Genomic DNA, 12405 nt, shown 5'->3' on the forward strand with positions numbered 1-12405 from the left:
GACCCACCCCGGTCGCGGCCTCAGAGCCGGCCCACGCCCACCACCCGGACGACGGCGGCGCCCTCCTCGTCGCTGGCGGGGAGGTCCACCTCGGCGTCGAAGCCCCAGTCGCCGTCGCCGGCCGGGTCGGCGAAGACCTGCCGCACGTGCCACACCTCGGGCTCCTTGCGCCACAGCAGCATCCGCGGGCCGCGGGCGTCCGCGCCCGTGCCGATCTCGTCGTGCTCGGCGTAGTAGGCCTCGAGCTGCCCGGCCCACGCGGCGGCGTCCCAGCCCGTGCCGGCGTCGAGCTCGCCGAGGTCCCAGGTGCGCCGCAGCGCCGCGAGCTCGACCCGGCGGAACAGCGCGTTGCGCACCATCCGCGTGAACGCCCGCTCGTTGCCCGTGACGGGACGGGTGGGCGCCGTCGGGGCGCGCACCTCCGCGACGGCGGCGTCGACGCGGTCGGGGTCCGTGAGGTGCTCCCACTCGTCGAGCAGGCTCGAGTCGACCTGCCGCACGAGCTCGCCGAGCCACTCGACGAGGTCGACGACCTCCTCGGTGCGCGCCTCGGCGGGCACGCCCGAGCGCAGCGACCGGTAGGCGTCGGTGAGGTAGCGCAGGACGGCGCCCTCGGCGCGCACGAGGCCGTAGTAGGACACGAGCTCGCGGAAGGTCATGCCGCGCTCGTAGAGGTCGCGCACCACCGACTTGGGCGACAGCACGGCGCGCGAGGCCCACGGGTGGCCCTGCGCGTAGGCCTCGAAGGCGGCCTCGAGCAGCTCCTCGAGCGGCTTGGGCCACGTGACGTCGTCGAGGAGCTCCATCCGCTCCTCGTACTCGATCCCCTCGGCCTTCATCTGGGCGACGGCCTCGCCGCGGGCCTTGAACTGCTGGGCGGCCAGGACGGCGCGGGGGTCGTCGAGCGTCGCCTCGACGACGGACAGGACGTCGAGGGCGTACGTCGGCGACTCCGGGTCGAGCAGCTCGACGGCGGCCAGGGCGAAGGTCGACAGCGGGTGGTCGAGCGCGAAGCCGCGGGGGAGGTCCACCGTCAGGCGGTAGCGGCGCCCGTCGGGCTCGGGCTCGTCGAGCCGCTCGACGACGCCTGCGGCCAGCAGCGCCTTCGTGATGCCGACGACCTCTCGCACGTGGCGGCGCTGGCGCGCCCGCGGCTCGTGGTTGTCCAGGAGCAGGTGCCGCATCGCCGCCGCCGGGTCGCCGGGGCGCGCCAGGACGTTGAGGACCATCGACGTCGAGACGGCGAAGTGCGGGCGCAGCGGCTCGGGGGCGGCGGCGACGAGCTTGTCGAAGGTCGCCCGCGTCCAGGCCACGAAGCCCTCGGGCGGCTGCTTGCGCACGACCTTGCGGCGCTTCTTCGGGTCGTCGCCCGCCTTGGCCAGCGCCTTGAGGTTCTCGACCTCGTGCTCGGGCGCCTGGACGACGACGGTGCCGGCGGTGTCGTAGCCCGCGCGGCCGGCGCGGCCGGCGACCTGGTGGAACTCGCGCGCCGTGAGCAGGCGGGTGCGCGTGCCGTCGTACTTGCTCAGCGCGGACAGCAGCACCGTCCGGATGGGCACGTTGATGCCGACGCCGAGGGTGTCGGTGCCGCAGATGACCTTGAGCAGCCCCGCCTGCGCCAGCTGCTCCACGAGCCGCCGGTACTTGGGCAGCATCCCGGCGTGGTGGACGCCGATCCCGTGGCGCACGAGCCGCGAGAGCGTCTGCCCGAAGCCGGTGGTGAAGCGGAACCCGCCGAGGAAGGCGGCGATCTCGTCGCGCTCGGCGCGGGTGGCGACCTGCGCGCTCGTCAGCGCCTGCGCGCGCTCCAGCGCCGCGGCCTGGGTGAAGTGGACGACGTAGACGGGCGACTGCCGGGTCTCGAGCAGCTCGTCGATCGTCTCGTGCACGGGCGTCGTGGCGTAGTAGTGGTGCAGCGGCACGGGCCGCTCGGCGGACGCGACGAGCGCCGTCTCCCGGTCGGTGCGGCGAGTGAGGTCCTCGCGGATGGGCGTCGTGTCGCCGAGCGTGGCGGACATGAGGAGGAACTGGGCGCGGGGCAGCTCGAGGAGCGGCACCTGCCAGGCCCAGCCGCGGTCGGGGTCGCCGTAGTAGTGGAACTCGTCCATGACGACGACGCCGATGTCGGCGTCGGGCCCCTCGCGCAGCGCCAGGTTGGCGAGGACCTCCGCCGTGCAGCAGACGATCGGCGCGCCCGCGTTGACGCTGGCGTCACCGGTGAGCATGCCGACGCGGTCGGCGCCGAAGACGGCGCACAGCGCGAAGAACTTCTCGCTGACCAGCGCCTTGATGGGCGCCGTGTAGAACGACCGCCGCCCCTCGGCGAGGGCGAAGGCCTGGGCGCCCGTCGCGACGAGCGACTTGCCCGAGCCGGTGGGCGTCGCCAGGACGACGTTCGCGCCCGTCACCAGCCCGAGGAGGGCCTCCTCCTGGTGCGGGTAGAGGGACAGGCCCTGCTCGGCGGCCCAGGAGGAGAAGGCCGCGAGCAGCTCGTCGGGGTCGGCGCCGCCCTCCGCCGCCGCGGCGGCGGCGCGCAGGGGCTCGAGCGCGGTGACGAGCGACGGCGCCGGGCGCGTCGAGGGCTCGGGCGGCGTGGTGGTGTCGGCCTGGGCCGCGGCGTCGGTGGTCATCGGGCCTAGGGTCCCACCGCCGCGGAAGGCCGAGCGGCCCCCTTGTCCGCCACCTATAGCCCGAGGCTGTGCCGCCGTCGTCGGCACCATGAGGGGAAGTCCGCGACGGCGTCTGGGGGATACCGCCCTCCCGTGGCCGCCAGGTCGCGCACGACGGCTGCGGCACTCGCCATCGTGTGGTGCCCAAGCCTCTCCGCGTCATCGAGCAGGCCGAGGACGCCGATCTTCGCCAGCCCTCGTCGCCTCGCGACGACGGCGGCTCGATGGTCGTCGATCACGAGGACACCTCCGACCTCCGCAGCCAGGGCGAAGCAGGTGGCCTCTCCCAGGTTGTGCCGACCATCGACACCCAGAGGCACGACCAGATCAGCCACCGCGACGAGCCAGTCGACACCCTCCCGTTCGTCGACGACCGGCCAGGCGAGGTCTCCAGCGCCGTCGCCCACCCCCAAGCCTCGCCTGACCTCCGCCAGCACGACGTCCGTCGTCCGGTGGTCCATGCTCCTTCGCTGAGCCAGGTCGACGATGTCGGCGAGCCGGTCGGCGCGGCGTGCATGGACCAACGGGCTGGCGTCCCAGATCCAGGGACGTCCCTCGAGGGTCACCACACGTCGTCGACGTCGACCGGCGGGAGGTCATCTCGCTGCAAGCGTCCGTGGAGCAGCCGGAGTGCCCCATCCGCTGTCACGGCTCCGCTGCTGTACGCAGCCAGCACCGCGGAGGTGTACCTGGGGCCAGTGGCCCCAGGTTGGAGGTCCTCCTCGACGTCCCGACCGGTCACCTTCATGATCTCTCCCCGCGTGGGGGAAGGGCGCAGGTGTCGCTCCTCGGTCGCCGGCAGAGCGTGACGTGCCGCCGCGAGCGCGGTCGTCCACGAGACGCGGTACCGGGCGGCAATCATCACGAGAGCCGCCCGACGCTCCGACGTCGTCCCCGCGCCGTCGAGGGCGAGGCGGACCACGTCCTCTGGCAGGAGAAGGGCGGAGGCAACCGTGTCGACGAGCTGCTCTCGCGCGTCGGTCGACGTGGACACCGGTAGGTCGCTCGCGTAGGCGTCGCCGAGGACGTGGTGCGCGAGCTCGTGGGCAGCGGTGCTGCGACGACGGCCGGGTGCGGCGCGACCACCGACGACCGCCGCCCCCCAACGCCCTTCGTCCAAGCTCGCCCCTTCGACCTCCTCGTCTGCGACGAGGAGGAAGAGCCCGAGGTCCTCCGCGACGTCCGCCACGGGCGGTAGCGGGTCCAGGCCGAGTCCCAGTCGCTGCCGCACGGCCTGCGCCGCAGCCTGCGCCTCGTTGCTGGTGGTGACGACGGGCGCGGGCGGTCGCATGGTCGGCCTGAGGAAACCCTCCTCCACCAGCCACCGCACGTCGCGGCCGTGAGCCTCGACTAGGAGGTCAGCACGGGCACGTGACCGCTCGACCTCGGCGGCGTCGTCGCCGAGGGGCCTTCGCTGAGAAGTGATGGCGGCTGGTCGCGGACGCACGATCAAAGCGAGGGGCACGCGCAGCGCCTCAGCGACCGACGCCGCCTCGATGATCGATAGGCGACGGTCTCCGGTCTCCACCTTGGCGACCGCCGTCCGATCCAGCCCCACTTCCTCGCCGAGACGCTGCTGGGTGAGACCAGCCGCCAGACGCGCCTCTCTCACGCGCTCGCCGACGTCAGCCCAAGTCGCCACCGTGCGAATATCGCACGTCGTGGCGGATCTCGCTTCCCTCCTTCCAGGCGTCACACGAACGCGCCGTGCCCGGTGACCGCGCGCCCGACGACGAGGGTGTTGACCTCGCGGGTGCCCTCGTAGGAGTAGAGCGCCTCGGCGTCGGCGACGAAGCGCGCCACGTGGTGGCCCGCGAGGACGCCGTTGCCCCCCATGACCTCGCGCGCGCGGGCGACGACGTCCCGCATGCGGGAGGTGCAGAAGGCCTTGGCCATGGCGGCGTGCTCGTCGCGGCGCTCGCCGGCCTCCTCCAGCTGGCAGACGCGCACGACCATCCCGAGCGAGGCCGTGATGTCCGAGAGCATCCGCACGAGGTGGTCCTGCACGAGCTGGAAGGAGGCCAGCGGCCGCCCGAACTGCTGGCGCTCGCGGGTGTAGGCGAGGGCGTGCTCGTAGGCGCCGACCGAGACCCCGACGGCCTCCCACGCGACGCCGCCGCGCGTGCGGCGCAGCACCTCGTTGGTGTCCTTGAAGCTGTTGGCGCCCGCCAGGTGGTTCGCGGCCGGGACGCGGCAGCCCTCGAGGGTGATGTCGGCGTTCTCCACGGCGCGCAGCGCCGTCTTGCCGCGGATGGGCGTGGCCGTGAAGCCGGGCGTGCCCTTCTCCACGAGGAAGCCCTTGACCTGGCCGTCGGCCACGTCGCGCGCCCAGACGACGACGACGTCGGCGAAGCAGGCGTTGCCGATCCAGCGCTTGGCGCCGTCGAGCACCCACGCGTCGCCGTCGCGGCGGGCGCTCGTGGCGAGCCCGCCGGCGACGTCGGAGCCGTGGTCGGGCTCGGTGAGCGCGAAGGCGCCGACGGCCTCGGCCCGCCGCATCCGCGGCAGCCAGTGCGCCTTCTGCTCCTCGGACCCGCAGACGGCGAGCGTGCCCATGACGAGGCCGTCGTGGACGCCGACGAAGGTGGCCGTGGAGGGGTCGACGCGCGCCAGCTCCATGCGCAGCCAGCCGGTGAGCAGGGTCCGGCGGGCCGGCTCGTCGCCGTCCACCCCGAGCCCGAGCAGGCCCTCCTCGGCGAAGCGCGGGGCGAGGTGGCGGGGCACCTCCTCGTCGAGCCACCGCTGGTTCGCCCCGGGGGCGACCTCGGCGGCGTAGAACTCCCGGGCCCGCACGACGAGCGCGCGCTCGTCGTCGGTCAGGAGCTGCTGGTAGCCGAGGAAGTCGGCGGCCAGCAGGTCGGGGGTCAGGGGGGGACGCGGGTCTCGCGTGCTCATGGGGCCTCTCCTCGTCGAGCGGACGTGCGCATCGTGCGGCACGGCCGCGGCCGCCCGCCAGGCGCCCCGGCACGACCAGCCGGTCGGGGGTCGGCCGGCCCGCCGGGTGCGGTGCGGCGGCGGCCGCGCCGGCCGCCCCGGCCTCGGCGGGGCGCGGGGCGCCGTCGGCCCCCGTCGATACCCTCCGGACGTGAGCTCAGCGCGCCCCCCTCGCCCGACGTCGCGCGGCGCCGGGCGCCCCGCGGCGCCCCGCCCGGGACGCGGCGCGTCGCCCGCGGCCCCGGAGGTCCCCGCCGGCCGGCTGCCCCTGCACCGGCCGGAGGCGGTCCTGCCCGCGGGCGACCTCGCGGGCGCCGTCGACGTCCTGTGGGTGCTGTCGGCCGCGTCGGCCGCCGTGGCGGCGGGCCTGCCCGCCGGCGCCCCGCTCGCCGGGGTGGGGCTCGCGCTCGTGCTCGCCCTGCGCCTCGCCCCCCGCGCCCTCGCGCCGGCACCCGTCGCCGCGCTGGGGCGGCGGCTCGGCGGCGCCGCCCCCGTGGCGGGCCACGTCGTCCGCGCCCTGGCGGCCCTCGGCCTCGTGGTGGCCCTGACCTGGGCGGGGACGGGCGCGCTGTGGTGGGCCGCCGGGCTCGTCCTCCTCGCCGAGGTCGTGCGGCCGGCCCCGCGCGCGAGCGCCCCCGTCGCCGGGTCGGGGCTGCGCCGCGTCGTCGCGGCCCTGCCGCCGGTCGCGGTGGCGCTCGTCCTCGGCGCGGTCGGTCGCGCCCTCGAGGCCGTGACGGGCGTGCTCGGGGCCCCCGCTCCCGCGCTGCTCGTCGTGGCCGGGGCCGGTGCGGCCCTCGCGCCGCGGCACCGGACCGCCACCGGCGCCGCCGAGGGAGCCGGGCCCGCCGACGGCGCCGAGGTGTCGCGCCCGCGGGGCGAGCGCCTGCGCGCCCTGCGCCTCGTCGTCGCGACGCCGCGGGGGGCCGCGCGCTCGGCGGCCCTCGTGCCGGTCGCCGTGGCCGCGGCGCTTGCGCCGCTGCACGCCCTCGGTCTCGGCGCCGGCGCCTCGGGCGCGGCGCTCCTGCTCCTCGCCCTCGGCGCGGGTCTCCTCGCCGGCTCCGCCCTGGCGGCGCGCTGGGCGACCGCCGGCGACGCGCCGGGCTCGGTGCTGACGCTCGCGGCCGGCACCGCGTCGGTCCTCGTCCTCGTCGCGGGCCCCCTCACCGACCTCGTGCTGACGGCCGTGCTCCTCGCGCTCGCGGGTGGGGCGGCCGGGGTGGCGCTCGTGGCCTCGGGGCACCTCGAGGACGGCGGACGGGCCGTCGCCGCCCGGGGCGCCGAGCCCCTGGTGCTCGGCGTCGTCGTGGTGCTCGGCGCGCTGCTCGCCGGCCTGCTCGGCGGCACGACCTTCCCCCTGGGCTCGGCGGGGCGCCTCGACGTCGGCGGGGCCGGGGTCGTGCTGCTGCTCGTCGGCCTCGCGGGCCTCGTCGCCTCGCTCGTCGTCGTCCGGCCCCTGGCCGACCGCGCCTCGGGGCCGCTCCTGCCCGTCCTCCTGGCGCGGGCCACCTCAGGGGCCGCGGCCCCGCCGGGGGGACCGGCTCGCGCCCGGCGCGCGAGCCAGGGGGACGCGGGCGGGCACGGGCTCCCCGGCGTGCTCGTCGCCCTCGAGGGCGGGGACGGGGCGGGCAAGACGACGCAGGCGGTCCTCCTGGGCCGCGAGCTCGAGCGCCGGGGGCACGACGTCGTCGTCACCCGGGAGCCGGGCGCCACGCCCCTCGGGGCGCGGGTCCGCGGCCTCCTGCTCGACCGCGGCGCCGACCAGCCGGCCGTGCCGCCGCGGGCCGAGGCCCTGCTGTACGCGGCCGACCGCGCCGCCCACGTCCACGAGGTGCTGCGCCCGGCGCTCGCGCGCGGCGCGGTCGTCGTCACCGACCGGTACGTCGACTCCTCGCTCGCCTACCAGGGGGCGGGGCGCGCGCTGCCCGCCGACGAGGTCGCCTGGCTGTCCGGCTGGGCCACCGAGGGGCTCCTGCCCGACCTCGTCGTCGTGCTCGACGCGGACGCCGCCACCGCGTCGTCGCGGCGCGGGGCTCGGGGGGCCGACGACCGCCTCGACGCGGAGCCGGCGCCCTTCCACGAGCGCGTCCGCCAGGTCTTCCTCGACCTGGCGCGCCGGGGCGGCGACCGCTACCTGGTGCTCGACGCCGGTGCGGCGCCCGAGGACGTGGCCGCGCGGGTGCTGGCGCGCCTCGAGCCGCTCCTGCCGGGACGCCCCGACGAGGACGCGGCGCGCGACGACGCCGACGGCCACCCCCTGGACGGCCAGCCCGTCGACGGCGACCCCCGCGACGCCGACGACCGCGATGACGACGCCTCGGACGACCGCCGCGGGGACGACGACGTCCCGTCGCCCGCCGTCCCGGGCTCGACCACCGCGGGGCGACCGCAGCCGGCCGTCGTCGCCGAGGACACGGCCGTCGTGGCCGGTGGTCCGGTCACGGCACCGCTCCGGGTCGTCCCCCCGCCGGAGCCCGACGGTGAGGACGCCCCCCGGGGAGGCGCGACGGCCCGGGAGCAGCAGGTGGCCGAGGCCCGACGGGTCGAGGCGACGCAGGCCCTGGAGCGCGAGGCGGCGGAGGAGCGCGAGCGTGGTCCGGCCGAGGCGCGGGAGCGTGAGGCGGCCGAGGCGCGGGAGCGTGAGGCGGCCGAGGCGCGGGAGCGCGAGGAGGCGGAGCGCCGGGAGCGCGAGGTGGCCGAGGCGCGGGAGCGCGAGGCGGCGGAGGCGCGGGAGCGCGAGGAGGCCGACGCGAGGGAGCGTGAGGCGGCCGAGCTGCGGGAGGGTGAGGCGGCGCGGGAGCGCGAGGAGGCGGAGCGCGAGCGGCGGCGCGCCGAGGAGGCGGCGGTCTCCCGCCGGGTGGCCACGTCCGTGCGGTCCGCGGAGGCGGCCGTCGGCGCGGCGCGAGCCCTCGGCGACGCGCGCCGGCCCGTCGTGACGCCGGCACCCGCGTCCGCCCGGTCGGCGGAGGCGCCACCTGCGCTGTCCGCCGTCCTGCCCGAGGAGCGGCTGCGGCAGCTGCCCGACGCCGTCCGGCGCTCGGCGGGCGACGTGGCGGGCGCCCAGCGCGAGGCGCGCGACGCGGCGCTCACGGCGGCCGCCGAGCAGCGGGCGCGCCTCCGGCAGGAGCAGGCGCGCGCCGGGCGCGAGCGTCAGCGGGCCCAGCGCGAGGCCGACGAGCGCGCGCGCGCCGCCGAGGAGGAGCGGGTGCGTCGCGAGGAGGCCGAGCGGGCGGCTCGTCGCGAGGCGGAGGAGGAGGCGGCCGAGCAGGCCCGTCGCGCGTCCTCGCGCCGGCGCGCCGAGACGGTCCGGCTCGAGGACCTCTTCGACGAGGAGCCCGGCCGGGCCGCGGCGGACCCCGCACCGCGGACGGCCGAGCTGCCGGCCGTGGGCTCGGAGCGGCCGGCCCTGCACGAGCTGGAGGCCGCCGACCGCCGCCGCCAGGCCCTGCAGCGGGCCCGTCGGCGGGCGGCCGCCTCCCGGCGCCGCGCCGAGTCCGAGGACCCGGTGCGGGCGAGGAGGGACGAGGAGGCCGTCCGGGGCGACGGACCGCTGGCCGACGAGCTCTTCTCCTGGGAGGAGGAGCCCGAGGACGGTCCCGAGGACGAGCGCGGGCACCGCCGATGACGGTGTGGGACGACCTCGTGGGCCAGGAGGAGGCCGTCGCGGTGCTGCGCCGCGCCGCGGCCCTCGGCAGCGGCGCCCTGGCGCACGCCTGGCTCTTCACCGGTCCTCCGGGCTCCGGCCGCTCGACCGCCGCGCGAGCCTTCGCGGCCGCCCTCCTGTGCGACACCGGCACGGGGTGCGGCACGTGCCACGCCTGCCGGACGGCCGTCCAGGGCACGCACGCCGACCTCCGGGTCGTCGCGACGGAGCTGCTGACCCTGCGCATCGACGCCGTCCGGGAGCTCGTGCAGGCGGCGCAGCGGAGGCCGTCGACGGGCCGGTGGCGGATCGTCCTCGTCGAGGACGCCGACCGGATGCTCGAGCGGACGACCAACGTCCTGCTCAAGGCCGTCGAGGAGCCGCCCGAGCGGACCGTCTGGCTGCTGTGCGCCCCCAGCCCGGAGGACGTGCTGCCGACGATCCGCTCGCGGGCCCGACCCGTGCGGCTGCGGGTGCCCCCCGTGGCCGCGGTGGCCGACCTGCTGGTGCGCCGCGACGGCGTCGACCCCGCGATGGCGGCCTTCGCGGCCCGGGCGGCCCAGAGCCACGTGGGCCTCGCGCGTCGTCTCGCGCGCGACGAGGGGGCGCGCACCCGCCGTCGCGAGGTGGTCCGGACCCCGCTGGACCTCTCCGGGCCCACCGACGCCGTCGTCCGCGCCGGCGAGCTCGTCGACGTCGCCTCCGAGGAGGCGTCCTCGTCGACCGCCGAGCGCGACGCGCGCGAGCGCGCCGAGCTGCTGCGGACCCTCGGCGTCGAGCCCGGGCGCGCCGTGCCCCCCGCGCTGCGCTCCCAGGTGCGCGCCCTCGAGGAGGACCAGAAGAAGCGGGCCACCCGGCTGCGGCGCGACGTCCTCGACCGCGCCCTGCTCGACCTCCTGTCGGTCTACCGCGACGTGCTGGTGCTGCAGCTCGGCGCCGACGTCGAGCTCGTCAACGCCTCGATGGTCGAGGACCTGCGGGCGCTCGCGAGCCGCGGGGGCCCGGCTGCGACGCTGGGGCGCATGGACGCCATCGGCACGGCGCGCGAGCGCATCCAGGCGAACGTCAACCCGCTCCTGGCGGTCGAGGCGATGTGCGTCGCGCTGCTGCCGGAGCCGGTGGGCGCCGCGTGAGGCGAGCCGGGCGCGCCCGCCGGGCCGCCGCGGCACCGCTCCTGCTCGCGGGCGTCCTGGCCGCCTGCAGCACGACCCCGCAGCCGGAGGGCGGGCCGGCCACGACGCTGCCCGCGCCGGGCCCGGTCACCGCCACGGCGGGCGAGCCGGCCGCCGACCCGGCCCTCGCGCGCTACTACGAGCAGCAGCCAGCGTGGGTGCCCTGCGGCGAGGTGCGGGAGTGCACGACCGTCGAGGTGCCCGTCGACTGGGACGAGCCCGCGGGGGAGGCCCTCGCGCTGGCCGTCAGCCGCGTGCCGGCCGGGGATCCCGGCGAGCGGATCGGATCGCTGCTCGTGAACCCGGGAGGGCCGGGAGCCTCCGGCGTCGACTGGGTGGGCGCCGACGCCGCGGCCGTGGCCAGCGAGGCCGTGCGCGAGCGGTACGACGTCGTCGGCTTCGACCCGCGCGGCGTCGGGCGCTCCGACCCGGTCGACTGCCTCGACGACGCCCAGCTGGACGCCTACCTGGCGCAGGACGTCTCGACGGCCACGCCCGCCGGCGAGGAGGCGGCGCTCGAGCGCGCCCGCACCTTCGCCGCCGGCTGCGAGGCCGACGCCGGCCCCCTGCTCGGGGAGATCGGCACGCCGTCGGTCGCCCGCGACCTCGACGTCCTGCGCGCCGTCCTCGGCGACGAGCGGCTCACCTACCTCGGCAAGTCCTACGGCACGCTCATCGGGGCCGAGTACGCGCGCGCCTTCCCCGAGCGCGTCGGGCGCCTCGTGCTCGACGGCGCCCTCGACCCGGCGAGCACGGCCGACGACGTGGCGCTCGGGCAGGCCCGCGGTCTCGAGCAGTCGCTGCGGGCCTTCGCCACGGCCTGCGTCGGCGGCGACGTCGACGACTGCCCCCTGGGCGGCGGGCAGGACGGGGAGGAGGGCGTGCAGGCCGCCCTCGACGAGGTGGCCGACCTGCTGGGGCGCGCGGGGGACGAGCCGCTGCCCACGGGCGACCCGCAGCGGCCCCTCACGCAGCCCCTCGCGGCAACCGGCGTGGTGGCCGCGCTCTACGACGAGGGGTACTGGCCCACCCTCGCGGGCGCCCTGCGGCTGGCCCTCGACGGCGACGGCTCCGGGCTGCTGGCCCTCGCGGACGCCTACTCCGGGCGCCTGCCCGACGGGTCCTACAGCAGCAACCTGCTCGAGGCCTTCACCGCCGTCACGTGCCTGGACTACCCGGCGCCGCCGACGGACCAGCAGAGCCAGGACCGCCTGCGCGACCAGCTGGAGGAGGCCGCTCCCACGCTGTCCGGCCTCCTCGTGGGGGAGGACGTCACGTGTGACGTCTGGCCCGTGCCGCCCGTGCGGACACCCTCACCGGTGGAGGCGCCGGGGGCCGCACCCGTCCTCGTGGTGGGCACGACGGGCGACCCGGCGACCCCGTACGCGTGGGCCGAGTCGCTCGCCGACCAGCTGGACGCGGGGCGGCTGCTGACGTACGACGGCGAGGGGCACACCGCCTACCTGCGCTCCTCCGCGTGCGTCGACGCCGCCGTGGACGGCTACCTGGTCGACGGCGTCCTCCCCGGAGAGGGCGCCACCTGCGCCGGATGACGCCTCGGGCAGGTTCGGAACATGCCCCGGGAGAGGGCTTTCGGCATGCGGTGCTCCCGGGTTGAATGATCATCAGACGAGCGTCGCCCGACCGGGTGGCCGCAGACCCCGGGAGTCAAGATGGTCCGCCAGAACCCCGAGCCTGGTTCCATGACCACGACGAAGAGCACTCGCCGCACCGCCCGCCGCGCCCTCAGCGCCCTCCTCGGCGCCGCTGTCCTGGGCGGCTCCCTCCTCGGCGCGACGGGCGCCGCGAGCGCCGCATCGCCCACCCCGGGCACCGTCAAGGCCGAGGCGTTCCGGTGGGACGCCAAGGGCGGCGCTCGTGGTGACGCGTTCCGGTGGGACGCCAAGGGCGGGGCTCGTGGTGACGCGTTCCGGTGGGACGCCAAGGGCGGGGCTCGTGGTGACGCGTTCCGGTGGGACGCCAAGGGCGG

The 12405-nt window shown here is 77.5% G+C and carries 7 protein-coding genes and 1 pseudogene; 4 read left to right on the top strand and 4 right to left on the bottom strand.

The window, feature by feature from the left end; translation table 11 throughout:
• Positions 1–20: 20 nt before the first annotated feature.
• The 4 genes from Q0789_RS15760 to Q0789_RS15775 are packed head-to-tail and all read right to left on the bottom strand — an operon-like array spanning position 21 to position 5564.
• Positions 21–2630: an RNA helicase gene (locus tag Q0789_RS15760; protein WP_298806931.1), complete on the bottom strand. Its 2610-nt coding sequence runs from the start codon at positions 2628–2630 to the stop codon at positions 21–23.
• A 53-nt stretch (positions 2631–2683) separates the two neighbouring features.
• A complete protein-coding gene (locus Q0789_RS15765; protein ID WP_298806933.1) occupies positions 2684–3235 on the bottom strand; it encodes a hypothetical protein in 552 nt (183 codons plus the stop codon).
• Entirely contained in the window at positions 3232–4311 is a 1080-nt protein-coding gene (locus Q0789_RS15770) for an XRE family transcriptional regulator (RefSeq protein ID WP_298806935.1), read from the bottom strand. The genes Q0789_RS15765 and Q0789_RS15770 overlap by 4 nt, the downstream gene beginning before the upstream one ends.
• 50 nt (positions 4312–4361) lie before the next feature.
• Positions 4362–5564, bottom strand: a complete 1203-nt coding sequence (locus Q0789_RS15775; RefSeq protein WP_171202375.1) for an acyl-CoA dehydrogenase family protein — start codon at positions 5562–5564, stop codon at positions 4362–4364.
• Positions 5565–5754: 190 nt separating this feature from the next.
• Between Q0789_RS15775 and tmk the strand changes: the two genes are divergently transcribed.
• The 4 genes and pseudogenes from tmk to Q0789_RS15795 all read left to right on the top strand — a co-directional run.
• On the top strand, positions 5755–9225 hold the full coding sequence (gene tmk, locus Q0789_RS15780) for a dTMP kinase (RefSeq protein ID WP_298806936.1): 3471 nt from the start codon (positions 5755–5757) through the stop codon (positions 9223–9225).
• On the top strand, positions 9222–10376 hold the full coding sequence (locus tag Q0789_RS15785) for a DNA polymerase III subunit delta' (protein WP_298806937.1): 1155 nt from the start codon (positions 9222–9224) through the stop codon (positions 10374–10376). Before tmk ends, Q0789_RS15785 begins: the two co-directional genes overlap by 4 nt.
• Positions 10373–11968 carry an alpha/beta hydrolase gene (locus Q0789_RS15790; RefSeq protein WP_298806938.1) on the top strand — a complete coding sequence of 532 codons (1596 nt, stop codon included), beginning with the start codon at positions 10373–10375 and terminating at the stop codon, positions 11966–11968. Before Q0789_RS15785 ends, Q0789_RS15790 begins: the two co-directional genes overlap by 4 nt.
• Before the next feature lie 150 nt (positions 11969–12118).
• Positions 12119–12405, top strand: a pseudogene (locus Q0789_RS15795) (hypothetical protein); the annotation flags it as partial.

This window comes from uncultured Pseudokineococcus sp., from assembly GCF_947499845.1.
Taxonomy (GTDB): domain Bacteria; phylum Actinomycetota; class Actinomycetes; order Actinomycetales; family Quadrisphaeraceae; genus Pseudokineococcus.

Coding starts and splice junctions, on each gene's coding strand:
- Q0789_RS15775 (WP_171202375.1), bottom strand. CDS start 5,564: ATGAGCACGCGAGACCCGCGTCCCCCCCTGACCCCCGACCTGCTGGCC.
- Q0789_RS15760 (WP_298806931.1), bottom strand. CDS start 2,630: ATGACCACCGACGCCGCGGCCCAGGCCGACACCACCACGCCGCCCGAG.
- Q0789_RS15785 (WP_298806937.1), top strand. CDS start 9,222: ATGACGGTGTGGGACGACCTCGTGGGCCAGGAGGAGGCCGTCGCGGTG.